Source organism: Nocardia sp. NPDC088792 (assembly GCF_044750615.1).
Lineage (GTDB): Bacteria > Actinomycetota > Actinomycetes > Mycobacteriales > Mycobacteriaceae > Nocardia.
Map to the genome: position 1 here is coordinate 101205 of NZ_JBIVKC010000007.1, position 23548 is coordinate 124752.

The 23548-nt window shown below is 66.8% G+C and carries 22 protein-coding genes; 11 read left to right on the top strand and 11 right to left on the bottom strand.

Features of this window, described 5'->3' with window-relative positions; all coding sequences use genetic code 11:
* Positions 1-150: 150 nt before the first annotated feature.
* The 4 genes from ACIP5Y_RS40345 to infC form a co-directional block, all read right to left on the bottom strand.
* Positions 151-978: a TrmH family RNA methyltransferase gene (locus ACIP5Y_RS40345; RefSeq protein WP_400358250.1), complete on the bottom strand. Its 828-nt coding sequence runs from the start codon at positions 976-978 to the stop codon at positions 151-153.
* Between the two features lie 11 nt (positions 979-989).
* On the bottom strand, positions 990-1370 hold the full coding sequence (rplT, locus tag ACIP5Y_RS40350; RefSeq protein ID WP_067506715.1) for a 50S ribosomal protein L20: 381 nt from the start codon (positions 1368-1370) through the stop codon (positions 990-992).
* Between the two features lie 103 nt (positions 1371-1473).
* Positions 1474-1668 carry a 50S ribosomal protein L35 gene (rpmI, locus tag ACIP5Y_RS40355; RefSeq protein WP_040856904.1) on the bottom strand — a complete coding sequence of 65 codons (195 nt, stop codon included), beginning with the start codon at positions 1666-1668 and terminating at the stop codon, positions 1474-1476.
* A gap of 66 nt (positions 1669-1734) precedes the next feature.
* Complete coding sequence (infC, locus tag ACIP5Y_RS40360) at positions 1735-2439, bottom strand: translation initiation factor IF-3 (RefSeq protein ID WP_400358970.1); 705 nt, start codon at positions 2437-2439, stop codon at positions 1735-1737.
* Between the two features lie 329 nt (positions 2440-2768).
* Here infC and ACIP5Y_RS40365 point away from each other — a divergent pair, with 329 nt between their 5' ends.
* A complete protein-coding gene (locus ACIP5Y_RS40365; protein ID WP_397013670.1) occupies positions 2769-3137 on the top strand; it encodes a DUF1844 domain-containing protein in 369 nt (122 codons plus the stop codon).
* 116 nt (positions 3138-3253) lie between these two features.
* Here ACIP5Y_RS40365 and ACIP5Y_RS40370 read toward each other — a convergent pair whose 3' ends face one another.
* The 3 genes from ACIP5Y_RS40370 to ACIP5Y_RS40380 all read right to left on the bottom strand — a co-directional run bounded on the left by ACIP5Y_RS40370 (position 3254) and on the right by ACIP5Y_RS40380 (position 5272).
* A complete protein-coding gene (locus tag ACIP5Y_RS40370; protein WP_400358253.1) occupies positions 3254-3895 on the bottom strand; it encodes a TetR/AcrR family transcriptional regulator in 642 nt (213 codons plus the stop codon).
* Between the two features lie 6 nt (positions 3896-3901).
* The gene (locus tag ACIP5Y_RS40375) at positions 3902-4738 is read right to left on the bottom strand and encodes a methyltransferase domain-containing protein (RefSeq protein WP_400358255.1); all 837 of its coding nucleotides are present in this window, start codon (positions 4736-4738) and stop codon (positions 3902-3904) included.
* 369 nt (positions 4739-5107) lie between these two features.
* On the bottom strand, positions 5108-5272 hold the full coding sequence (locus tag ACIP5Y_RS40380) for a hypothetical protein (protein ID WP_400358257.1): 165 nt from the start codon (positions 5270-5272) through the stop codon (positions 5108-5110).
* Between ACIP5Y_RS40380 and ACIP5Y_RS40385 the strand changes: the two genes are divergently transcribed.
* The 6 genes from ACIP5Y_RS40385 (at position 5262) to ACIP5Y_RS40410 (ending at position 12645) form a co-directional block, all read left to right on the top strand.
* On the top strand, positions 5262-5939 hold the full coding sequence (locus ACIP5Y_RS40385) for an LppX_LprAFG lipoprotein (RefSeq protein WP_400358259.1): 678 nt from the start codon (positions 5262-5264) through the stop codon (positions 5937-5939). The two genes, ACIP5Y_RS40380 and ACIP5Y_RS40385, sit on opposite strands and share 11 nt — an antisense overlap.
* A 247-nt stretch (positions 5940-6186) precedes the next feature.
* Positions 6187-7647 (top strand): fatty acid desaturase, encoded by a 1461-nt coding sequence (locus tag ACIP5Y_RS40390; protein WP_400358261.1) that lies wholly within the window; start codon positions 6187-6189, stop codon positions 7645-7647.
* Between the two features lie 80 nt (positions 7648-7727).
* Positions 7728-8924: a type III polyketide synthase gene (locus ACIP5Y_RS40395; RefSeq protein ID WP_400358263.1), complete on the top strand. Its 1197-nt coding sequence runs from the start codon at positions 7728-7730 to the stop codon at positions 8922-8924.
* 39 nt (positions 8925-8963) lie between these two features.
* Positions 8964-10910 carry an ATP-binding cassette domain-containing protein gene (locus tag ACIP5Y_RS40400; protein WP_400358265.1) on the top strand — a complete coding sequence of 649 codons (1947 nt, stop codon included), beginning with the start codon at positions 8964-8966 and terminating at the stop codon, positions 10908-10910.
* 49 nt (positions 10911-10959) lie between these two features.
* Positions 10960-11790, top strand: coding sequence for a helix-turn-helix transcriptional regulator (locus ACIP5Y_RS40405; RefSeq protein WP_400358269.1), 831 nt, complete (start codon positions 10960-10962; stop codon positions 11788-11790).
* A 69-nt stretch (positions 11791-11859) separates the two neighbouring features.
* A complete protein-coding gene (locus ACIP5Y_RS40410; protein WP_400358271.1) occupies positions 11860-12645 on the top strand; it encodes a glucose 1-dehydrogenase in 786 nt (261 codons plus the stop codon).
* A 39-nt stretch (positions 12646-12684) separates the two neighbouring features.
* Here ACIP5Y_RS40410 and ACIP5Y_RS40415 read toward each other — a convergent pair whose 3' ends face one another.
* Positions 12685-13257, bottom strand: a complete 573-nt coding sequence (locus tag ACIP5Y_RS40415; RefSeq protein ID WP_400358273.1) for a TetR/AcrR family transcriptional regulator — start codon at positions 13255-13257, stop codon at positions 12685-12687.
* A 126-nt stretch (positions 13258-13383) separates the two neighbouring features.
* On the opposite strand from ACIP5Y_RS40415, the gene ACIP5Y_RS40420 reads away from it, so the two are divergent.
* The gene (locus ACIP5Y_RS40420; protein ID WP_400358275.1) at positions 13384-13983 is read left to right on the top strand and encodes a DUF2867 domain-containing protein; all 600 of its coding nucleotides are present in this window, start codon (positions 13384-13386) and stop codon (positions 13981-13983) included.
* Between the two features lie 57 nt (positions 13984-14040).
* Here the strand turns inward: ACIP5Y_RS40420 and uvrA are convergent, their stop codons facing one another.
* Positions 14041-17109, bottom strand: coding sequence for an excinuclease ABC subunit UvrA (gene uvrA / locus ACIP5Y_RS40425; RefSeq protein WP_400358277.1), 3069 nt, complete (start codon positions 17107-17109; stop codon positions 14041-14043).
* A 107-nt stretch (positions 17110-17216) separates the two neighbouring features.
* Positions 17217-18053 carry a hypothetical protein gene (locus tag ACIP5Y_RS40430; RefSeq protein WP_400358279.1) on the bottom strand — a complete coding sequence of 279 codons (837 nt, stop codon included), beginning with the start codon at positions 18051-18053 and terminating at the stop codon, positions 17217-17219.
* Between the two features lie 218 nt (positions 18054-18271).
* Between ACIP5Y_RS40430 and ACIP5Y_RS40435 the strand changes: the two genes are divergently transcribed.
* Positions 18272-18919, top strand: a complete 648-nt coding sequence (locus ACIP5Y_RS40435) for a response regulator (protein ID WP_397013639.1) — start codon at positions 18272-18274, stop codon at positions 18917-18919.
* Positions 18920-18989: 70 nt separating this feature from the next.
* Entirely contained in the window at positions 18990-20720 is a 1731-nt protein-coding gene (locus ACIP5Y_RS40440; RefSeq protein WP_400358971.1) for a GAF domain-containing sensor histidine kinase, read from the top strand.
* A gap of 116 nt (positions 20721-20836) precedes the next feature.
* Here ACIP5Y_RS40440 and ACIP5Y_RS40445 read toward each other — a convergent pair whose 3' ends face one another.
* Entirely contained in the window at positions 20837-22033 is a 1197-nt protein-coding gene (locus ACIP5Y_RS40445) for a beta-ketoacyl synthase N-terminal-like domain-containing protein (RefSeq protein WP_400358281.1), read from the bottom strand.
* A gap of 165 nt (positions 22034-22198) precedes the next feature.
* Between ACIP5Y_RS40445 and ACIP5Y_RS40450 the strand changes: the two genes are divergently transcribed.
* Positions 22199-23539 (top strand): diguanylate cyclase domain-containing protein, encoded by a 1341-nt coding sequence (locus ACIP5Y_RS40450; RefSeq protein ID WP_400358283.1) that lies wholly within the window; start codon positions 22199-22201, stop codon positions 23537-23539.
* Positions 23540-23548 lie beyond the last annotated feature (9 nt).

The following is a 23548-nucleotide window of genomic DNA, read 5'->3' on the forward strand; positions in this document are numbered from 1 at the left end:
AGGGCCGCCCATCGTCACACCGGCCGACCCGGCGGCGATGCCGACGAAATGAGAACTCACTCATTGTCGTCCGGCCGCGCCGCGCGGGAGGGCCAATCGCGAATCAGCTCGCCGCGTGAAACGCGTTGAGCAAACCGGGAATTCGGTTCCCTACCGCGCCGCGTGCTGGACCCGCGCGCTCGCGTACAGGCAGATCGAGGCCGCCGCAGCCAGATTCAGGCTCTCGGCGCGGCCGTGAATGGGAATGCGCACCCGATGGGTCGCGCGATCCGCCACCGCACGCTCCAGACCGTGCGCCTCATTGCCGAAGAGCCAGGCGACCGGTCCGCGCAGAATATCGTCGGCCTCGTCCAGATCGACCTCGCCCTTGGCGGTAGTGGCGAGAATCGCGATACCCGCCTCCTCCAGCGAGGTGAGGGTGGCGTCGATATCGCGGGAACGCGCGACCGGAACGTGGAAAAGGCTGCCCGCACAGGCGCGTACACATTTGCCATTGTGCGGATCGACCGAATCACCGGCCAGCACAACACCGTCGGCGCCCACGGCGTCGGCCACCCGGATGAGGGTGCCCGCATTGCCAGGGTCGGCGATCCCCACCGGAACCGCCAGCATGCGCGGGGCGGCGTCCAGCACCTCGCGCAACGGCACATCCACCACCCGGCACACGGCGACGAGACCGGGCGGAGTCACGGTCTCCCCCAGCATTTCCGCGGCCCGATCACTCACCAGCGTGGTGCGGATGCCCTGGGCGGCAGCGCCCGCGACGAGCTCATGCTCACGCTCGGCGGCCCGCAGGGAGAAGAAGAGCTCCTCGACGCGGCCGGTCTCCAGCGCGGACTCCACCGAATTCGCGCCCTCGGCCAGGAACAGCCCGGTCTTGCGGCGCATCGGGCCGCGATGCAGCTTGACAGCGGAAACGACCCGCGAATTGCGCTCGGAGAGCGCTTCCGCGGGTCGTTTCGAATGTTGCGTTGTCACGCAGTCCGGACTCAGGCAGCCGGGGCGTTGACGTCGGCGGGCAGCGCGGCCTTGGCCACGGCCACCAGGCCGGCGAAGGCCTCGGCGTCGGAGACGGCCAGCTCGGCCAGGATCTTGCGGTCCACCTCGACACCCGCGGCCTTCAGGCCCTGGATGAAGCGGTTGTAGGTGATGTCGTTCAGACGCGCTGCGGCGTTGATACGAGCGATCCACAGCTTGCGGAAGTCACCCTTCCGCGCCCGGCGGTCCCGGTAGGCGTAGGTGAGCGAGTGCAGCTGCTGTTCCTTGGCCTTGCGGTACAGGCGCGACCGCTGGCCGCGGTAGCCCTTGGAGGCCTCGAGGATGGAACGGCGCTTCTTCTGAGCGTTGACGGCCCTTTTGACGCGTGCCACTTGTCAGTCCTTGATCGAATAGGGGGCGCTGCGGTTGCGCCCGAAAGTTGGTCGGTGTTATGCGTTCCGCGAACGGATCGCTTGCGGCTGGCTCAGCCTTTATTTACTTGGCGAGCAGCTTCTTGACGCGAGCGACGTCCGCCTTCGCGACGACCTCCACGCCGTCCAGACGACGAGTCCGGGTGGACGGCTTGTGCTCGAGCAGGTGGCGACGGTTCGCCTGCTGACGCAGCAGCTTGCCGCTGCCCGACACCTTGAATCGCTTCGAGGCGCCGCTGTGGCTCTTCATCTTCGGCATGGATTCCTCAATCTGTCTCGTGCCGGCGGCATGCGGAAACCGCACGCCGCCGGAGCTCTTTCGTTATTACTGCTGCGGGGTGGCCGCCGCCTGGCCCTCGACCACCGCTTCCGCGGTGGCCGGTGCGGCCTCGGCAGCCGGAGCAGCCGCGGCAGCCGGAGCGCTGGCGCTCTCGGTGGCCGTCCGCTGCGCCTGTGCCCGCGTCTTCGCGCCCTTGTGCGGCGCGAGGACCATGGTCATGTTTCGGCCGTCCTGCTTGGCCGAAGTCTCGACGAAGCCGAATTCAGCGACGTCGGAGGCCAGCCGCTGGAGCAACCGGAACCCGAGTTCGGGCCGCGACTGCTCGCGACCGCGGAACATGATCGTGACCTTGACCTTCGACCCGGCCTGCAAGAAGCGAAGGACGTGGCCCTTCTTCGTCTCGTAGTCGTGGTCATCGATCTTCGGTCGGAGCTTCTGCTCCTTGATCACGGTCTGGACCTGGTTCTTCCGGGACTCACGCGCCTTCTGCGCGGTCTCGTACTTGAACTTGCCGTAGTCCATGATCTTGCAAACCGGGGGACGCGCGTCCGGTGCGACCTCGACCAGGTCGAGGTCTGCCTCCTGAGCGACACGTAGTGCATCTTCAACACGCACGATCCCAACCTGTTCGCCACCGGGACCGATGAGGCGGACCTCGGGTACGCGGATGCGATCGTTGATGCGGGTCTCAGTGCTGATGGGGCCTCCTAGGTCAAGCGGTTCGTCAACGACCGCAAGCAATAACTGCAACCCCAATTTCAACACGAAAGCCCCGTGCCGGTATTTCACCGCCACGGGGCCCGAGTCGACCGATCTGCGACGCGAACAACTCGCAACGCACCCCACGCAGGACGAACCCACGCGAGAAACCCATCCGGTAAAAGATGGGCGACCGGACCGTCTTGCCTGGTGAAAACACCGGCTGACGGTGGGAGTCGGGCTCCACTTAGTGCCCCGAGTCGGTCGCAGGAACCAGTCCGGGGCGGTCGTCGCAGGAGAGTCTAACACCCATAGCCGTAAGCTCCGAATCGCCCGCCCCCACGACCAGGCAGAACCCTCATAATGCCATGCTCTAACCCATGAGCGAGGCAACCATGAACGACGATTCGGGCCTGATCGACGGTGAGGTCGTACGCGAGCTGGCCGACATCCCGGCCGTCGAAGTCATCAGCCGCGCCGCAGTGATGCTGATGAGCTCCGCCGCCGAGAAGCTCGGCCTGGGCGAGGAGGACCCCGCCACCAGTCCGCACCTCGACCTCGACGAAGCCCGCCGGGTGATCACCGCCCTCGCCGGCCTCGTCACCGCTTCCGTCGAATACCTCGGTCCCCACGCCGGTCCCATCCGCGAGGGCCTCCAATCCCTGCAGCGCGCCTTCCGCGAATCCTCCGCTTACCCGGACGCTCCCGGTCAGGGCCCCGGCGAGAAGTACACCGGCCCGGTCTACTGAGCCCCCGGCTCTATTACTCGGGGCCCCGGCTCTACCACTCGAGCCGACCCCTTCTACTCAAGCCGACCTACTCGAGCCGACCTACTCGAGCCGACCTACTCGAGCCGACCCCTTCTCTAGGGCCCGATTCCTTCGAGGAGGGTCGCCACCACGGAATCGACCGTGGCGCGGGTCGCGGGAGCGCCCGGCAGCAGGGCGCTCAGTACCTGGTCGTGGCAGATGCCGACCAGCAGGGCGACCGCGGATTCGATATCGGCGCCGGGGGCCAGACGACCGAGCTCGAGTTCCCCGCCGAGATAGTTCGACAGGCTCTCGTGCCAGAGCGCGTGCCCCTCTTGCGGTTCGGTCGCGGTTGACTCGGGGGCGGAGACCGATTCTTCGAACCTGGCCAGGATCGCTGGGCTGGTCAGTAGGCCTGCGAAGATCGGGAGCACGGCACTGTGCAGTGCCAGGCCTGCCCGGAGGTAGTGGCGCAGGTTTTCCTCGACCGTCGCGTCGCCCGCGGCGGGCAATGGACCGAGATTTCGATGTGCGGCAGCCACGTGCGCTCGCACCGCGGCGGCGAGGAGCTCCTCCTTGTCCGAGAAGTAGTTGTAGAGCACACCGTCCGCGACGCCGGCGGCGCGGGCTATGCCGCGGACGGTGAGCCCGGCGGTGCCCTGTTCGGCCATGAGGCGCTGGGCCGTGGCGACGAGATGTTCGCGGAGACCGCGGGCGTCGTCGCTGTTCCGCAGCGCCGCTGCCTTTCTCGGTGACATAGCGGATTACGGTAGTGGCGCGGCGGCCGTGGTCAGCCAGGCGGTGTTGGGCATCCGGACGCCGTCGGGGGTCAGGTACGGCTCGAGGCCGGCCGAGATCGCGGCATGCACCTCGTCGTCGGCCGCATGGCCGGCGAGGGCGCGATGGTGGCGGACCGGGCCCCATTCGAAGAGGAAGGCCGTCGCATCGGCGAGGTCCTTTCCCCAGATCGCTTCGACCGCAACCAGTTCTACGTTCATCTCGCGGAGGCCTGCGGCGCCGAGCAGGTTGCGAATGCCGTCCGCGTCGGCGAAGGCGCCCCGGGTGTGGGCCACCTCGAAGGTCGGCAGATGCGCTGCGACGGAATCGAATATGGCGCCCAGTTCGGTGCCCGGCAGGGGCGGCACGGCCGCACAGGCGAAACGACCACCCGGCGTCAGGGCTCGCCGGATATTTGTGAAGGCCGCGACCGGGTCCGCGAAGAACATGATGCCGAATCGGCTCAGTGCTACGTCGAATTGAGCTGCGGTGAAGGGGTATACCTGTGCATCACCCTGGACGAAGGACACGTTCTTCACCTTGTCGGTGGCTGCGCGTTCGCGGGCCCGGGCCAGCATCGGGCCCGACAGGTCGATTCCGGTCGCCGAGCCGGAGTCGGTGCGTTGCGCGGCCAGACAGGTCAATTGGCCGTTGCCGCAACCGATATCGAGGACCCGGTCACCGGAGCCGACCTGCGCGGAGGTGAGCAGGATGTCGTTGAAGCCGCTGTTCATCGCGTCGTAGCGGTCGGCGTTGCCCGCCCAGTGTTCACCCTCGTAACCGTTCCAGGCCTCGGACTGCGCGGTATTGACGATCTCGGTCATCTTCGGCTCCCACCGTGAACGCATGTTCATGAACGTACGTTCACGATAGCGCGCACAGCCGGACAAGGGAAGCCCCGAGCGTGTCGCTACGCGTCAGCGATTCGATTGCGTCGGCAGGGATTCCATGTAATCGCAACTCGTCAACCGGAAAAGACTCGGAGTTATCCGAAAGCTACCGAGTGGCGAAATCTCGGCAACGGCACGGGGTTTTGTAAACATTGCGAGGCTCGCTTTGCGATATTCGATACGACCGGCGCGACCGCGTGTCGGTAAGTATTGGCGGTGATGCGGCGATGCTGGTTCAATGCCGGGGTCTCGCTCGTTTCGGGCGAGCGTCGCACGAACTCCACGGGGGTTATTGATGATTGATCACATGTCGCGGGGGAAGGGTACCCAGCGATCTCGATTCCGGTCGTCGCGGCGGGCCATCGTGCCCGCTGTGATGGCGGCATCCGTATTCGCCGCTCTGGTGACCGGATGTTCTTCCAACAGCAGCAGCAGTTCCCCGGCCAGCAGCTCCAGCGTGCCGGCCAACACTCCGCTGCCGAACGGCACTCAGATCCTGCAGGAGTCGGCGCGCACCACGCAGACCCTGCAATCGGTGCACCTGAAGCTGACCGCGGACAACCTGCCGACCCTGCCGATCGAGAGCGTCGACGCCGATGTGACCAACCAGCCGCAGGGGGCGGGCCAGGCCATCGGTGAGGCGAAGGTGCGGACCAAGCCGGACGCGCCGTTCACCGATACCAAGTTCCTGGTGGTGGACAAGAAGATGTACGCGGGCGACGGCACCACCTACGCCCCCATCGGTGACGCCGAGAAGATCTACGATCCGGGCATCATCCTGGACAAGGACAAGGGCCTGGCCAATGTCATTGCCCAGGTGCAGAACCCGCAGGTGGTGGACCGCGAGCAGGTGAACGGCATCAACACCGTGAAGGTGACCGGCACCATCGACTCGGCCGTCATCGACCCGATCGCACCGCAGATCGGCAAGGACGGCGGCACCTTCCCGATCACGCTGTGGATCCAGGACGTGGCGCCGCCGGCCACCTCGGCGACCGCGCTGCCGTCCTCGGCCCCGTCCCCGGGCACCGGCCCGAATCTGGTGCAGGCCCTGGTCAAGAAGGATCCGGGCAGCGTCACCGTGACCCTGTCCGACTGGGGCAAGCCGGTGCACGTGACCAAGCCGGGCAGCTAGACCACAGTCTGAGATCAGAAGTTCGGCACCCGGTCCGGGGAAAGCGCAACGGCCGCAACGGCCTTCGCCCGCTCCCCCGGGCCGGCTGTCGTATTCGGGGGACGCAAGGCGCTGCCCAGCGCCGTCAAGGGCCCTGTCCTTAAGTGGTTTTTCAGGCGAATGCAAGGGCCCGCGCCGACACTTTTCTCATACCGAGAATTCCAAAAAATCTTGTGTACGTGCGATTTTGCTATGAGGGGTTAGAAAAATGACTACGAGTGAACGACCGGACGCCGAGGAGGAGTTCCGTCGGCCCGCACTCGACGGTCCGCCGCCACTGTCGAATGTCTGGGTCTACAACGGCAAAGCCTACGACCTGAGCGACTGGATCTCCAAGCATCCCGGCGGCGAGTTCTTCATCGGCCGCACGAAAAACCGTGACATCACCTCCATTATCGGTTCCTACCACAAGAACCCGGAGGGCATCGGGAAACTGATCGAACGGTACGCCCTGAACCGCGACGCCCTGCCCGAGGACATCCACCCGAAGGCCAACGCGCCCGACTTCCTGTTCAACGAGGGCTTCGACAGCTGGCGCGACACCCCGAAGTACCGCTTCGACAACAAGGCCGACCTGCTGCACCAGGTGAAGAAGCGGCTCAAGGAACCGGAGCTGGCCGCGCGCATCAAGCGCATGGACCGCCTGTTCAATATCGTGGTGGCGATCCTGGCCGTCGCGTACTTCGCGGTACAGGGCCTGCGCCTGTTCGAGCGGCCCTGGATGCCGCTGCCGGTATTCGTCATCCTCATGGTGCTGCTGCGCAGCTCCCTGGCCGGCTTCGGGCACTATGCGATCCACCGAGCTCAAAAGGGCTGGAACAAGATCCATGTGAACGCGTTCGATCTCAACTACGTCGCACTCTCCTTCGTGACCGCGGACGGGCACGCGCTGCTGCACCACCCGCACACGCAGAGCGAGGTCGACATCAAGAAGAACGTCTTCACCATGATGATGCGGCTACCGCGGCTGTTCCGGATTCCGGTGCACACCGCGCACAAGTTCGGGCACACCATGACCGGCATGATCATGCGCCTGCTGGACGTATGCCGTCTCACCCGCAAGGTGGGCATCAAGGACATGTACGGCACCTGGGGCGGGGCGCTGCCGCACTTCATCGGCTCGTTCGGCGTGCGCATCCTGCTGCTCGCGGAGTTCCTGACCTTCACCCTGATGGGCGATTTCTGGGCCTGGGCACTGCAATTCGTGATCTCGCTCTGGGTCAGCACCTTCCTGGTGGTGGCCAGCCACGACTTCGAGGTGGAATCCGAGCACATCGAATCGAACACCGAGGACTGGGCGATCAACCAGATCGAACAGGCCTACGACCTCAAGGTGGTCGGCAACCGCTACGTCGACTGCTTCCTGTCGGCCGGCCTGAGCTCGCACCGGGTGCATCACGTATTGCCTTACCAGCGTAGTGGTTTCGCCAATATCGCGACCGAGGACGTGCTCCGCGAGGAGTCTGCGAAGTTCGGCATCGAATGGCTGCCGGCCAAGAGCTTCTTCACCGACCGTTTCCCCAAGCAGATCAGGACCTACCTGCTGGCCAGGTCCGACGATGCGGTGGAACGGGATTGGGGGTTCCTGCGGGAGCATTTCTCACCGCTGGCACTGAAGACCTGCGCCGTCTACACGATCCAGGGCTTCACCGGAATCGGAACGGTCTGAACCGATTCCACGGATCGGGGTGCGCCCGGCACACCGGACGCACCGCGATCGCAGTTCGAAATAATACGAGGGGAGATCCCATGTCCATCACTATCGACGAAGGGGGCTTTGCGCCCACCACCGCGCTCTCGGGGGACGAGCACGGATTCGGCTTCGGGCAGCAGCTGCTGCCGCCCACCCCGCCGACCACGGTCGGTGTGATCGAGAGCATCGCCACCGGTGCGCCCGGCCAGATCTTCGATCAGGCCGAGGCCGCCGGCGCGGTCGCCGACCTGTTCGCCGATCCCGGCCAGCGCGCCCGCATCCCGCGGGTCTACCAGAAGACGAAGATCACCAACCGGCACCTCGCGGTGAACCCGGTCGATCCCGAATTCCTGGACTACAGCCGCAAACCGGCGACCATCCGCGAGCGCATGCACCTCTTCTACGAGCTCGCGGTGCCGCTGGCCGTGGACGTGGCCGGCCGAGCCGTCGCCGGACTGGAGGATCCCGCCGCCGAGATCGGCCTGATGGTGTTCGTCACCAGCACCGGATTCATCGCTCCCGGAGTCGATGTGGCCGTGCTCAAGCAGCTCGGCCTGGCGCCGTCGCTGAACCGGGTGATCATCAACTTCATGGGCTGCGCGGCCGCCATGAACGGCATCCGCACCGCGGTCGACTTCGTCCGGGCGCACCCGGACAAGAAGGCGCTGGTGATCGCGCTCGAACTCAGCTCGGTGAACGCCGTCTTCGACGACAACATCAACGATGTGATCATTCACAGCCTGTTCGGCGACGGCTGCGGCGCGGTCGTCATCGGCGCGGGTCAGGTGCGGCAGCAGCTGGCGGCCGGCAAGGTCGTCATCCGCGATACCTTCAGCCACCTGTTCGACGACGCGGAGGACGGGATCGTGCTCGGCGTCAACGACAATGGCATCACCTGCGAACTGTCCGCCGACCTGCCGCAGTACATTCTGCGCGGCGTCGATCCGGTGGTGTCGGAAGTGTTGCGGCGCAACGGAATGCAGAAGTCCGACGTCGATCTGTGGGCCATCCACCCGGGTGGACCCAAGATCATCGAAGAGTCGGTGCGCTCGCTGGGCATCAGCCCGGAACGCGCCGCGCTCAGCTGGGACGTGCTCGCCGAATACGGCAACATGCTCAGCGTTTCGCTGATCTTCGTGCTGGAGCAGATGATCGCGCAGGCGGCTCATCAGCCGATCTCGACCGGTGTGGCGTTCTCGTTCGCTCCCGGTGTGACCCTCGAAGGCTTGATCTTCGACATCGTCCGGCAGTAACCGCAGCCCGGCCACTGTCAGTTCTGGAGAGCAGTAACCATGCAACTCATCCGATTCCTCGTCTCGATCTCGTGGATGCGGATCGCGGCCGTCATCGCAGCCGGCCTCGTCTGCGGCGCAGCCAACACCTACCTGGTGACCCTGATCCGGGGAGTAGTATCACCGCAGCCGCATCCACCCGTCACCTGGCAGAGCTTCGCGCTCACCGCACTGGTCATCCTGGTGAGCGGCGTGGTGTCGCAGGTGCTGCTCATCCGGCTCGCCCAGGACGCCATCTACCGGCTGCGGTCCGACCTCAGCTCCGGAATCGTCTCCGCGCCACTGGAACACCTCGAACGACTCGGCATGCACCGGCTGATGGCGACGCTCATCGAGGACGTGCGATCGCTGTCGCAAGCGGTCACCGCCATCCCCAGCATCTGCGTCGACGTGGCCACCATCGTCGGGTGCTTCGTCTTCCTGGCCATCGTGTCGAGCCCGATCTTCGCGGTCACCGTCGCGGGCACGCTGCTCGGAATCGCTTGTGTGGAAGTGATTCTCAAGCGGGTGCGCGGCATCTACCGGCAGGCCCGCGAGAACGAGGACGCGCTGCTGCGCTCGTTCCAGTCGGCCACGCTGGGTATCAAGGAACTCAAACTGCACCGCGGGCGGCGCCGGGACTTCATGGACCGGCACCTGCTCGGCGCGGCACAGAACCTGCGCGACCAGAATGTGGACGCGGGCTCGAAATTCTCGGTGGCACAAGGCTTCGGGCAGCTGCTGCAGCTCGCGACCATGGCGCTCATCCTGTTCGTCATCGCCTCGTCCCTGCACGTCGGGCAGAACGCCATGGTCGGATACGTGCTGGTCACCACCTTCCTCGCCATGCCCATGCAGAACTTCATGAACCGGATTCCGGACCTGCTGCGCGGTGACGTGGCACTGGCCAAGATCCGCAGCATGAACCTGTCCATGGAGGCCATGCACGACGAGGGCGGACTGCCGTACAGCGACCGGGCGCCGCTGCGCGAACCGGCCCGGCTGGAACTGAAGAACCTGAGCTACAACTATGTGTCGGAAGCGCCTTCACCGTTCCCGCCCGCACCCGGCGCGGAATCCGGAGTCACCCCGCACCCCGCGCACGCACGGTCCGCGGCCGCCGGGCAGCAGTCCGGTCCCGGTCAGCCCGGGCAGCGGCCCGCACCTGGTCAGCTCCCGCCGCATCCGGCCCCCGGACAGCGGCCGCCGCACCCCGCACCGGGTGTACGGCGCGCACCGGGCGGTCCACGCGCCGGCTCCCTGCCGGACGTGAACGGCCATCGGTTCGTCAGCCACGGCACCGACGGCCGGCCCATGCCCGCCCCCGCGGGACCGCCGCCGGACGATGGCACCGGATTCCGGCTCGGCCCCGTCGATCTCGTCTTCGAACCCGGCCGCGCCACCTTCATCATCGGCGGCAACGGCAGCGGCAAGTCGACGCTCGCCAAGCTGATCACCGGACTGTACGTGCCGCGCACCGGGCAACTGGTGCTCAACGGCGAGCCGATCGACCACGAGAACATCGAATGGTTCCGGCAGAACACCTCCGCGGTCTTCACCGACTTCTACCTGTTCGAGGACTACCTCGGCTTCGACGCCGGCGTCGACGACAAGGTGCGCAAATACCTGGAGGAGTTGCAGATCGCGCACAAGGTGACCGTGCAGGACGGGCGGCTGTCCACCATCGATCTGTCCCAGGGACAACGCAAGCGGCTCGCGCTGCTCACCGCGCTGCTCGAGGACCGGCAGATCTACGTCTTCGACGAATGGGCCGCCGACCAGGAACCCCGCTTCCGCGACGTCTTCTACCGCGAACTGCTCACCGAGCTCAAACAGCGCGGCAAGACCGTCATCGTCATCACCCACGACGACCGCTACTTCGACTGCGCCGACCAGATCGTCAAACTCGACTTCGGGCGTGTTGCCGAAGTCAAGCAACTGACCGAACCGGTCACCGCCGGGAAGTAGCCGAGCACCCGCCGTTGTTGGCCGAGGTATGCGCAGCGAATCCTCGGCAGTGAAACAGCAACGGCGAGAGCAGCTCCGCCACTTCCTCCGCACTCGCCGGGCGCGTATCGCGCCCGGCGATGTCGGCTTGGTGAGCGTCGGGCAACGACGCACACCGGGGCTGCGGCGGGAGGAAGTCGCGCTGCTCGCCGGGGTGGGAGTGTCCTGGTACACCTGGCTCGAACAAGGCCGTCGCATCAATGTATCGGGCGACGTACTCGATGCGGTGAGCCGGGCCCTCCGACTCGACGAGACCGAGCGCGCACACCTTTTCGTGCTCGCCGGTCTCAATCCCCCACTGGGACAAGTCGATCCCGGCACCGAGGTCAGCCCCGAGCTGCGGCGGCTGGTGGACAGCTGGTCACCACGACCGGCCACACTCCGCGATCAGTACTTCAATCTGCTGGCCATCAACGACGGCTCGCGCGCGGTATACGGGTACGGCGACGGCGATTACAACTGTCTCGTCTCGTTCTTCACCAATACGCGATACCGCAGCATGTACGACGAATGGGCGGCCAACGCACCCAGCGTGGTAGCGGCCTTCCGGGCCAGCGCCGACCGCTCACCCGGCGACCCGGGATTCGACCGGCTGGTAGCCGAATTACGCACGGTGAGCAAAGAATTCGGCGAACTCTGGGACCGCCACGACGTCGCCACCCCACAGCCGGCGCTCAAGGCCGTCCGGCATCCCGAAGCCGGGGAGCTGCTCTTCGACACCGTCACCCTGGCCGTGGTCGACCATCCGGACTGGTACCTGGAGCTGTACAACCCGCAACCCGGCACGAGGACCGAAGAACGGCTGGCCGTACTCATGGACCGGCAGCCCGTGTCCGCCTGACTGGTGGTGACAAACCCACGTTGGCTGCGCACTGCCGGGCCGGTCCACCGGCTCGGCAAGCTGAATCACATGACGCAGAACAACTCTCGATTCCTCGGAAGAACCGCTCTGATCACCGGCGGAACCAGCGGCATGGGCGCTGCCACCGCACGGCGGCTGCTCGCCGAAGGCGCGCGGGTGATCATCACCGGACGCGACAAGACCCGGCTCGACGCCGCCGTCGCGGAAATCACCGGCGGCACGGCCGAACTCGCCGACCGGTTGCTCGCGGTGCGCGCCGACTCCGCCGACCTCACCGACCTCGCGGCGCTCGCCGAAACCATCCGGGAACGCTGCGGCCGACTGGATGTGCTGTTCGCCAATGCGGGTGTGGGAGCCTTCGCTCCCATCGGCGAAGTCACCGCGGCGGAATTCGACCGGATCGTCGGCGTCAACTTCCGCGGCGTGTACTTCACCATCCAGCAGTCCCTGCCGCTGCTGACCGACGGCGGCTCGATCGTCATCAACGCCTCCTGGACCCTGCACCGCGGCCTGCCCGGCGCGAGCGTCTACGCCGCGACCAAAGCAGCGGTACACAACTTGAGCCGCACCCTCGCCGCCGAACTGTCCGCCAGGCGAATTCGCGTCAACTCGATCAGCCCGGGCTACATCACCACCCCGATGTTCCACGAAAATGTGGCGCCCGAGGCACATTCGGACATCGTCGGGGCAATCGCCGCCGGGCGACTCGGCACGGTCGAGGACATCGCAGGCAGCGTCGCCTTCCTGGCCTCGGACGAAGCGAGCTACATCAATGGCCAGGACCTGGTCATCGACGGCGGCATCGCCACCAGCACCCCTGCGGCGATGCTCTGACGCCCTCGACGGGTCCGCCGCGCTGAGCGCCGGCCGGCATCAGGCCGGTGGTTTCCGGTCCGGCGGACGGTTGAGGACGATGGCGGAGGCGCGGGCACGGACCTCTTCGCGGGTGCGGCCGTTGTGGTCCGCGGCGAGGAACTGATTGCCGATGGCCAGGGAGAAGGCGAGCAGGGCGCGGGCCTCGATCTCGTCCGGGTCGGAGCAGAAGGTGCCGATCATCTCGCGCAGTAGATCCATGCGCCGGTTGTCCACCTGGCGTAGCCGCGCGGCGACCGAATCGTCCCGGCGGGCCCAGTCGCGGATGGCGAGGTCGATGGCCAGCAGACGGTCCGCGGACAGGGTCAGCCGGCCGGCCAGCACCACCTTGTCCCGCGGATCCTCCTCGCGTGCGATGCGATCGAGCACCTCGTCGACGCTCTCGTGCTGCCAGGCCTCCAGCAGGGCGTCCAGCAGGGCATTGCGGTCGGCGAAGTAGCCGTAGAACCCGCCTTTCGTCACGCCGAGCGCCTTGGCCAGCACCTCGATACGGACAGCGTCCACACCGCTCGCGGCCAAGGTCTGCAGCCCCTGCTCGATCCAGGCCGCACGCGGTGTACGGGGCACTCCCATGCTGTGACTCCTCCCATACCGCGCCTTCTATACGGCACCGTATATCAGGACTACTCTCTGATATACGGCACCGTATATCAGACCGGGGGCTGGATGCGCCCCGGCACAGCGAGAGGGGACACGCTGATGAGACTGCCTGCCACCGAATTCACGAGTCGCCCGTGGCGAATCCACGACCTCGCGCCCGACTTCACCGTCGAAGATGTGTGGGGGTTCCGCACGCCCGGCGCGGGCCCGCACGACTTTCCCATCATGCTCGCCGCGTTGCAGACGGACGGCGGGCTCGACCGGAACCCACCGCTGGTCCACTTCCTGTTCGAGGTCCGCTGGAAACTCGGCGCCCTGTTCGGCTGGGACAAACCCGGGCAAGGAATCGGCGCACGTATCCCCTCACTACGCGACCGTCTGCCACCGGATCTGCGCGAAACCCGAACCGGCAGAGCCTTTCCGAAAACCCCGTTCACCCCCGTCTACGAACTCGACGACGAGTGCGCCATCGAACTGGCCAACAAGACCGTCCACGCAATCGCGCACCTCGGCTGGGTTCCGGCCCCCAACGGTGAATACGAGCTGCGCATGACGGCCCTGGTCAAACCCAACGGCCTGTGCGGTCAGCTGTACATGGCCGGAATCAAGCCCTTCCGATACCTGATCGTCTACCCCGCCATGACCCAGCAATGGGAACGCGCCTGGCGAAACCGAGATCGAGCGGGCTCGAAACAGTGATAAACGCCGAAACCTCCTGTTCGACAGGAGGTTTCGGCGTTTCGGGGTTGGTTGCGGTCAGCGGAGGGCGGCGGCCTTGCGGCGGGCGGCGGCGGCCTTCTTGGCTGCGGCGGCCTGGTCCGGGGACTGTTGGGTGGCAGCCTTTTTCGCGGGGGCCTTCTTGGCGGCCTTCTTTGCGGGAGCCTTGGCCGGGGGCTCGGCTACCGCTGTTGCCGCGGCCTTGGTGGGGGCCTTGGCTTTCGCGGGCACCGCGCGGGGGGCCGTTGCGGGTGGGGCTGCCAGGACTTCCTTCAGGAATTGGCCGGTGTAGCTTTCGGTTACCGCGGCAATGGTTTCCGGGGTGCCTTCGGCGATGACCATGCCGCCGCCGGAGCCGCCCTCGGGGCCCATGTCGATGACCCAGTCGGAGGTCTTGATGACGTCGAGGTTGTGCTCGATGACGATGACCGTATTGCCCTTGTCGACCAGGCCGTTGATGACGGCGAGGAGCTTGCGGATGTCTTCGAAGTGCAGACCGGTGGTGGGCTCGTCGAGGATGTAGATGGTGCGGCCGGTGGAACGCTTCTGGAGTTCGGCGGACAGTTTGACGCGCTGCGCCTCACCACCGGACAGGGTGGGGGCCGACTGGCCCAGGCGCACATAACCGAGACCGACATCGACCAGGGTCTTGAGGTAGCGGTGGATGGAGGTCACCGGTTCGAAGAAGTCGGCGGCCTCCTCGATGGGCATGTCCAGGACTTCGGCGATGGTCTTGCCCTTGTAGTGGACTTCGAGGGTTTCGCGGTTGTAGCGCGCGCCGTGGCAGACCTCGCACGGGACGTACACGTCCGGCAGGAAGTTCATCTCGATCTTGAGAGTGCCGTCGCCGGAACAGGCTTCGCAGCGGCCGCCCTTCACATTGAAGGAGAACCGGCCGGGCTGGTAACCGCGCACCTTGGCCTCGGTGGTGGCGGCGAAGAGAGTGCGGATCTTGTCGAAGACGCCGGTGTAGGTGGCCGGATTCGAGCGCGGGGTACGGCCGATGGGCGACTGATCCACCTGCACCAGCTTGTCCAGATGATCGAGACCGTTCACCCGGGTGTGGCGGCCCGGCACCTGCCGCGCACCGTTCAGCTTGTTCGCCAGCACGGTCGCCAGAATGTCGTTGACCAGCGTGGACTTTCCCGAACCCGAGACGCCGGTGACCGCGCTCAGCACGCCGAGCGGGAACTGCACCTCGATATCGCGCAGATTGTGCTCGACCGCGCCGACCACCGTGAGCTGCTTCTTCTTGTCGATCGGGCGGCGCACCATCGGCACCTCGATCTGCTCACGACCGGAAAGGTATGCGCCGGTGAGGGATTCCTTGTCCTGCAGCAGCCCCTCGTACGGACCCGAGTACACCACCCGGCCGCCGTGCTCACCGGCCAGCGGGCCGATGTCGACCACCCAGTCCGAGGCGTGAATGGTGTCCTCGTCGTGCTCGACCACGATCAGCGTATTGCCGAGATTCTTGAGCCGCGTGAGGGTTTCGATGAGCCGGCGATTGTCGCGCTGATGCAGGCCGATGGACGGCTCGTCCAGCACGTACAGCACACCCACCAGACCCGAACCGATCTGCGTGGCCAGCCGGATACGCTGCGCCTCACCGCCGGACAGTGTGGCCGCCGCACGCGACAGCGTCAGATACTGCAGGCCGACATCCAGCAGGAAGCCGAGCCGCGCCTGGATCTCCTTGATCACCTGCGCGGCGATCGCCGCCTGCCGATCGTCCAGGGTCAGCGTGTTCAGGAAGTCCGCCGCATCGCCGATGGACAGATCCGACAGGTCCGCAATGGATTTGCGCTGCTCCCCCGCCGACAGCGTGACCGCCAGGATCTCCGGCCGCAGGCGAGCGCCATTGCACACCGGGCACGGGATATCCCGCATGTACCCGTCGTAGTGCTCCTTCATGGCCTCCGATTCGGTGGCATCCATGCGCCGCTGCAGGAACGGCATGACGCCTTCGAAATCGGCGTAATACGAACGCTTCCGGCCGTACCGGTTGGTGTAGGAGACGTGCACCTGATCGGAACTGCCCTCCAGCACGGCCTTCCGCGCCTTGAGCGGCAGCTCCTGCCAGGGCGTATCCATGGAGAACCCGACCGCCTCGGCCAGGCCGGACAGCAGGCGGGTGAAGTATTCGGCGGTCTGACCGCGCGACCACGGCGCGATGGCACCCTCGGCGAGGCTCAATTCCGTGTCGGGCACAACGAGATCCGGATCCACTTCCTTGCGGATGCCGAGACCGGTGCAATCCGGGCAGGCGCCGTACGGCGAGTTGAAGGAGAAGGACCGCGGTTCCAGATCCTCGATGTCGAGCGGGTGCCCGTTCGGGCAGGCCAGGCGCTCCGAGAAGCGGCGCTCGCGATCGTGCGCGTGCTCGTCACGATCCACGAAGTCCAGCACCACGATGCCGTCGGCCAGCCGCAGCGCGGTCTCGATCGAATCGGTCAGGCGCTGTTTGGAACTCGACTTCACGCTGAGGCGGTCGACCACCACCTCGACATCGTGCTTCTCCTGCTTCTTCAGCTTCGGCGGCTCGGTGAGCGGATACACCACGCCGTCCACCCGCACGCGCGAGTAGCCCTGCGAATTCAGGCTCTCGAACAGGTCCACGAATTCGCCCTTGCGGGTACGCACCACGGGCGCGAGGACCTGGAACTTGATGCCCTCCTCCATGGCGAGCACCTGATCCACGATCTGCTGCGGGGTCTGCTTCTCGATCAGATGACCGCAGACCGGGCAGTGCGGAGTGCCCGCGCGCGCGAACAGCAATCGCAGATAGTCGTACACCTCGGTGATGGTGCCGACCGTCGAACGCGGATTGCGGTTGGTGGATTTCTGGTCGATGGACACCGCGGGCGAGAGGCCCTCGATGAAGTCCACATCCGGTTTGTCCATCTGCCCGAGGAACTGACGCGCATAGGCGGACAGCGATTCCACATAGCGACGCTGACCCTCGGCGAAGATCGTGTCGAAGGCGAGCGAGGACTTACCGGACCCGGACAGACCAGTGAAAACGATGAGACTGTCGCGGGGTAGGTCCAGATCGACACCTTTGAGGTTGTGCTCCCGCGCTCCGCGCACCGTCAGGCGATCCGCCACAAGCCGTCCTTCCAACGTTTCGGCATCCAGAATTACCCCCGACGCCATGCTAGGCGCGCCCACCGACAAGTTTCGTTCTGCGCGCCTCAACGCTGGTCACAGCGTGTTTATTTCTCCACGGGCAGATCCTGCAGAGACAGTACCGGCGGCAGCGCGCGGCGGCCGCAGCCGGGGATGGCGCGCGGCTGCAGGCCGCGATCCCGATCGCGGAAACGATCCTCGGAACCGACCGCGGTCACCAGGGCGAGGTCGGAATCGAAGCGGCGGTAGAGCAGCCGGCCCCGGCGCGTGTCCGGGTCCGTATAGAAGAGGTAGGGCAGGCCGCCCGTGCAGAGGCGGGCCGCGGCCTCGTCGTCCAGCAGGGCGGGCACGGTATCGCGATGCTGCCGCAGGGTGCGCACACCCGATGGCCCGGTCCAGCACACCACCGCGTCCGAGCCGGTCTCGGCATCGATGAACAGGTGGGCGTCGTAATCCATGGCGTCCAGCACCCGTGCGGCGGCGGCCGGCGCCGCCACCTGTAGTCGGCAATCCTTGCGCCGCACGATCGGTCGCGGGCGGGTCACCAGGGCCAGGCCGGGCCGCGCGGGATCCGGCCAGGGGCGCGACAGTTCATCGGGCGGACAGCCCAATCGCAGATCCAGCCGCTCCAGCGCGAAGGTGGCCGCGAACCGGCCCGGCCCGGCGACCTGCACCCGGAGCGCCTTCCCCAGCGCTCGGATGGTCACCTGCACGAGGGTGCTCTCGTCCTGGTCGTCCTGGTGGTCGGGCCAGTGCAGGCGAACCCGCACCGGCCCTTCCACCCCGTGCCGGCGCAGCACTCTGCCCAGCCCGCGCACCACACGGGTCACCTCGGCGGGCGGTACCGGTCCGTGGGTGACGACCACGAAATCGGGATCGATGCCACTCGACCACACGTCGAAACCGCCCATAGTCGACCCCACTTCCTGATTCCGACCCGGCAACCCGCATCCATGGCAACACGCGCCGCCGCATCCGGACAGTGCCGAAAGTCCCAAGGTGACCACTTTCCGGGAAATTACTCCGGCAAAACCGCCGCGACCCGGCACAAAACCGAAAACAAGGGACCTTTTCCCGTATCCCACCGCGCGGCCGCGAGTTACGTTTGCCAGTCAGAGACTCACGCGCTTGGAGTGCCGTTGTGATCAATGTCTTCCTGGTCGACGACCACGAAATCGTCCGCCGCGGCCTGACCGACCTCCTCGAGGAGGACCCGGACCTCACCGTGGTCGGCGAGGCCGGCGATGTCGCGCAGGCCCTCGCGCGCATCCCCGCACTGCGCCCCGACGTGGCCGTCCTCGATGTGCGGCTGCCCGACGGCAACGGCATCGAACTCTGCCGCGACCTGCTCGCCGAACTCGACGACCTGCGCTGCCTGATCCTCACCTCCTATACGGACGAACAGGCCATGATGGACGCAATCCTGGCCGGCGCCAGCGGCTATGTCGTCAAGGACATCAAGGGCATGGAACTGGCCAAGGCCATCAAGGAAGTCGGCGCCGGCCGCTCCCTGCTGGACAATCGCGCCGCCGCCGCCCTCATGGCGCGACTGCGCCGCAGCACCGAATTCGACGGTCCCCTCGCCGGATTGACCGAACAGGAACGCAAACTGCTGGACCTGCTCGGCGACGGCCTCACCAACCGGCAGATCGCCGAACGCATGTTCCTCGCCGAGAAGACCGTCAAGAACTACGTCTCCCGCCTGCTCGCCAAACTCGGCATGGAACGCCGCACCCAGGCCGCCGTACTCGCCTCGAAACTGCGTGCGGGACAACCACGTCCGGCATGACAACCTTGCGGCAACCCGCACGCACGTAGAATCTTCGATGCCAGTTCGCACGCCGGACCGCAGGACAACCATGCACGATGCACACCGCACCGGCCCGCCCTCGGTGCGTGAAACGCTGTCACAGCTGCGATTGCGCGAATTGCTCTCCGAGGTCAAGGATCGGGTCGAGCAGATCATCGACGCCCGTGATCGCATCGACGGGCTGGTCGAAGCCATGCTGGCGGTCACCTCCGGGCTCGACCTGGACCAGACGCTGCGCACCATCGTGCGCGTCACCACCACCCTGGTCGACGCCCGCTACGGCGCCCTCGGCGTGCTCGGGCACGAACAACAGTTCAGCCAGTTCATCTATCACGGCATCGACGACCGCACCCGCGTCCTCATCGGCGACCTGCCCGAGGGACACGGCGTCCTCGGCCTGCTGTCGAATCAGCCCGCCGCCGTCCGCCTCGAGGACCTGACCAGGCATCCGGCCGCCGTCGGCGTGCCCGCGCACCATCCGGCCATGCACACGTTTCTCGGTGTGCCCGTGCGGATTCGCGGCGAGGTCTTCGGAAACCTCTATCTCACCGAGAAATCCGGCGGGCACCCCTTCACCGAAGACGACGAGGTGCTGCTACAGGCGCTCGCCGCCGCGGCCGGCATCGCGGTGGACAATGCCCGGCTCTACGAACAGGCCCGCACCCGGCAGGCCTGGATCGCGGCCACCCGCGATATCGCCACCGAGTTCCTGGCCGGCACCGATCCCAGCGAGGTCCTCGCGCACGTGGTGGAGCATGCGCGCGAGCTCACCAATTCCGAGCGCGCCCTGCTGGCGGTGGTCGCCGATCCCGACACCGGGCCGGAGGAGATCACCGAACTCGTGGTGGCGCAATGGTCCGGTCCGGGACCCCGGCCCGTCGGCCGGATCGTGCACACCGCCGGCACCGCCATCGGCGAAGCGCTCGCCACCCGCACGCCCCTGCGATTCCAGGACGCCCGGCAGGTGGACCTCGGACGCTCCCTCAGCGACAGCGGACCGACACTGGTACTGCCACTCCATACCCCCGACTCCACCCTGGGCGTGCTGATCACACTGCGCTCGGCCGAATCCGCGCCCTACGACGACGAACTCGTGGAACTGATCGCCGCCTTCACCGATCAGGCCGCGCTGGCAATGCAATTGGCGGTCGCGCAACGGCGCATGCGGGAACTGGACATCCTTACCGATCGCGACCGCATCGCTCGCGACCTGCACGATCACGTCATCCAGCGGCTGTTCGCGGTGGGCCTGTCACTGCAGGGCACGGTGCCCCGCGCCCGCGTTCCCGAAGTGCGGCAACGACTCTCCGACGCCATCAACGATCTGCAGGATGTGGTGGAGGAGATCCGCACCTCCATCTTCGATCTGCACGGCGGCGACGGGCACAGCACGCGACTGCGGCAGCGCATCGAGAAGGCGGTCAAACAGCAGACCACCGGGGCCGAGATGCGGGCCCTCATGCACATCACCGGGCCGCTGTCGGTGGTCGAGCCGGGATTGGCCGATCATGCGGAAGCCGTTGTGCGCGAAGCGGTCAGCAATGCGGTGCGGCATTCCGGGGGCGATACGGTGACCATCGATATCGGCGTCGGCGACGATCTCACCATCGTGGTGGCCGACAACGGGTGCGGGATCCCGGACGGCATCACGCCCAGCGGTCTCACCAATCTCGCGCGCCGCGCCGAACAATCCGGCGGGCGGCTGGCGGTGTATCCGCATCGCGGAGCCGACGGCGAGGAAAAGGGCACCAAGCTGCACTGGTCCGTGCCGCTGCACTGACGCGCGAATCCGATTGCGCCGGCGTGCAAGGCCGATCGCACTGGCGGGCAGGGCCGATCACACCCGGGGGGTAGGGCCGCCGCACCGTGCGAACGATCGGTGGCGCCGCCGCGGCCTCAGCCGACCGGGCCGAGCACCAGCGCGGAGTTGTTGCCGCCCATGCCGAGTGCGGTCTTCACGGTGATGCCGCCGTTGTACGGGGTGGTGCCGTCGACTAGTCGGGGGTGGGCGGCGGCCACGATGGGCGAGGAAACCACGATGCCGCGGTCGTATCCGAGCGCGGTGGCGGCCACCTCGACGCCGGCCGAGGCGGCCTGACAGTGCCCGGTCAGCGGTTTGGTGGCGGTCACCTGCGGGCGATCGTCGAACAGCCGGGCGAGCAGCGCGGTTTCGGCGTCATCGCACTGCTGGGTGCCGGAGCCGTGCGAGTTGAGGTACGCCACTTCCTCCGGCCGGACATCGGCGCTGACCAGCGCGCGCCGCACGCATTCGAAGATCTGCTCGTGCGAGGGCTCCACCGAGATCACGTGGTAGCCGTCATTGGTCATCGCGCCACCCAGCACCGCCGCGTAGGGCCGCGCGGCCTCGCGGGTCACCACGAACGCGGTCGAGGCCTCACCGAAGCAGAAGCCGCGGCTGCCCTGCTGGAACGGGCGGCAGGCGGATAAGGGTTCGTCATCGTCGATCGCGGCGCCCACCGCGACGAAGGGCTGCACCATGTCCGGGGTCGCGGACAGGTCGCTCGCCACCACGATCACATCGTCGGCGACGCCCTGGGCCATCCACATCTGCGCGGTGAGCAGTGCGACATTCGCCGAGGAGCAGGCGGCGGTGGCGTTCATGGCGGGTCCGTGGAAGCCGAACTCGCGCATGATCATCGCGTTCGGGGTGGACGGCAGCAGCCGCAAATAGTCGCGGGAGCGGCGCTGTCCGTGGTCGACCACGTAGAAGTCGCGCCACTCGTACACATTGCCGAGCACGATGGCGTGCAGCAGGCCGACCGTGCGGCCCGGCCGCCAGCCGCGCGCCCGGGCGTCGGCCACCGCCTCGCGCACCGATTCCTGCACGGCGCGCCCGTAGAGCGCGGGTCCGGCCTCCGGGTCGCCGCCCTCGGGCACGCGGGCAACCCATCCGTGACGGTCGCGTTCGGGGCCGTACCCTGGGTACGGGCGGGCTGCGTGCTTGCCGCTCAGCAAACCCTCCCACAGGGCTTCACGGCCCCAGCCGTACCCGGTGACGGCGCCGATTCCGGCGATAGTCATATGATCTTGGTGCTGCTCTGCGGTATTGAGGTCGGGGATGGTGCCTGGCATTGCATCGCTCCTTCTCGGGCCTTGCCCGTAATGATCACCATTGCCGGGCCGATGCTGTGCAGAACTGTGATTCATTCAATACGGGGCTTGCAGGGCGCCCCAGCAAATATGCCGATACCGAAATGGTGCCGTGCTCCAGCGACGTGGTGCAACGACGATCAGGGGGTGCAAGAGGTGGTTGGTAACGATCGGGCAAACAGCCCGACCGACACCGAGCAACTGGCCCAGCGCTATCGATCCCTGGTGGACTACAGCCCCGACGGAATCGTCGTGCACGAACGCGGCACCATCGTCTACGCCAACCCCGCCATGCTGCGGCTGCTGGGCGCCGATTCACCCGGCGACGTGGTCGGGCAGCCCGTCGCCTCGTTCGTCTCCCCCGAGTTCATCCAGCCCATGCTGGAACGCATCCGCCACCTCACCATCGCCGGCACCGCCTCCGACCCGGCCGAAATGACCCTGCTGCGCTGCGACGGCAGCAGCGTGGACGTCGAGACCGTGTCCGTGCTGGCCGCCTGGCACGACCGGCTGGCCTATCAGGTGGTCGTGCACGACCTCACCCCGCAACGCCGCGCAGAGGCCGCACAGCGGCGCGCAGAACAGTTCTTCACCACCGTCGTGTCCCAGCTCGAAGAGGGCGTGGTGGTGATCGATCGGGAGGGGCGCATCGAATCGGCCAATCCGGCCGCGCGCCGCATCTTCGGCTACGACGCCGAGGACCTGATCGGCAGCCACATCGACGATCTGCCGCTCACCCTGCTGGACGCCAACGCCCAGCCCATGCCCAGCACCTGGTACCCGGTCATCCGCACCCTCGCCACCGGCGAGACCGTCACCCGCTTCGTGTTCGGGGTGGACCGGCCGGACGGGCAGCGGCGCTGGCTGTCCGCGTCGAGCCGGCTGCTCAACCCGGGCGACCCCAACTCGCCGGCCGTGTCCTCGTTCAACGACATCACCGAATTCCGGGCCAGCCGAAGGCAATTGGAGTATCAGGCCACCCACGACCCGCTCACCGGATTGGCCAATCGGGCGCTCGTGCTGTCCCGGCTGTCGGCGGCACTGGGCACCACCGAAACACTGCCCGTCTCGACCGTGCTGTTCATCGACCTGGACGGGTTCAAGGCCATCAACGACTCGCTCGGGCACGCCATCGGCGACACCGTGCTGCAGATCGTGGCGCAGCGGCTGCAACGCGGCCTGCGCGCCGACGACATCGTGGGCCGCATCGGCGGCGACGAATTCCTGGTGCTGCTGTCCGGCCGCACCCTCGGCGAGGACCTGGACACGCTGATCGCGCGACTGCGCGAAACCATGGCCGAACCGATCATCGCGCGCGGGCACCGCATCCAGGTCGACGCCTCCGTCGGCGTCACCCCCCTGCACGCCGGCGACAGCCGCACCCCCGAAACCGTGCTGCACGACGCCGATCTCGCCATGTACCGCGCCAAACCCCCCAGTCAGAACGGGGCCCTCAGCCGCCGGAGTGACTCGACTCACGCCTCCTGAGTGCGGCTT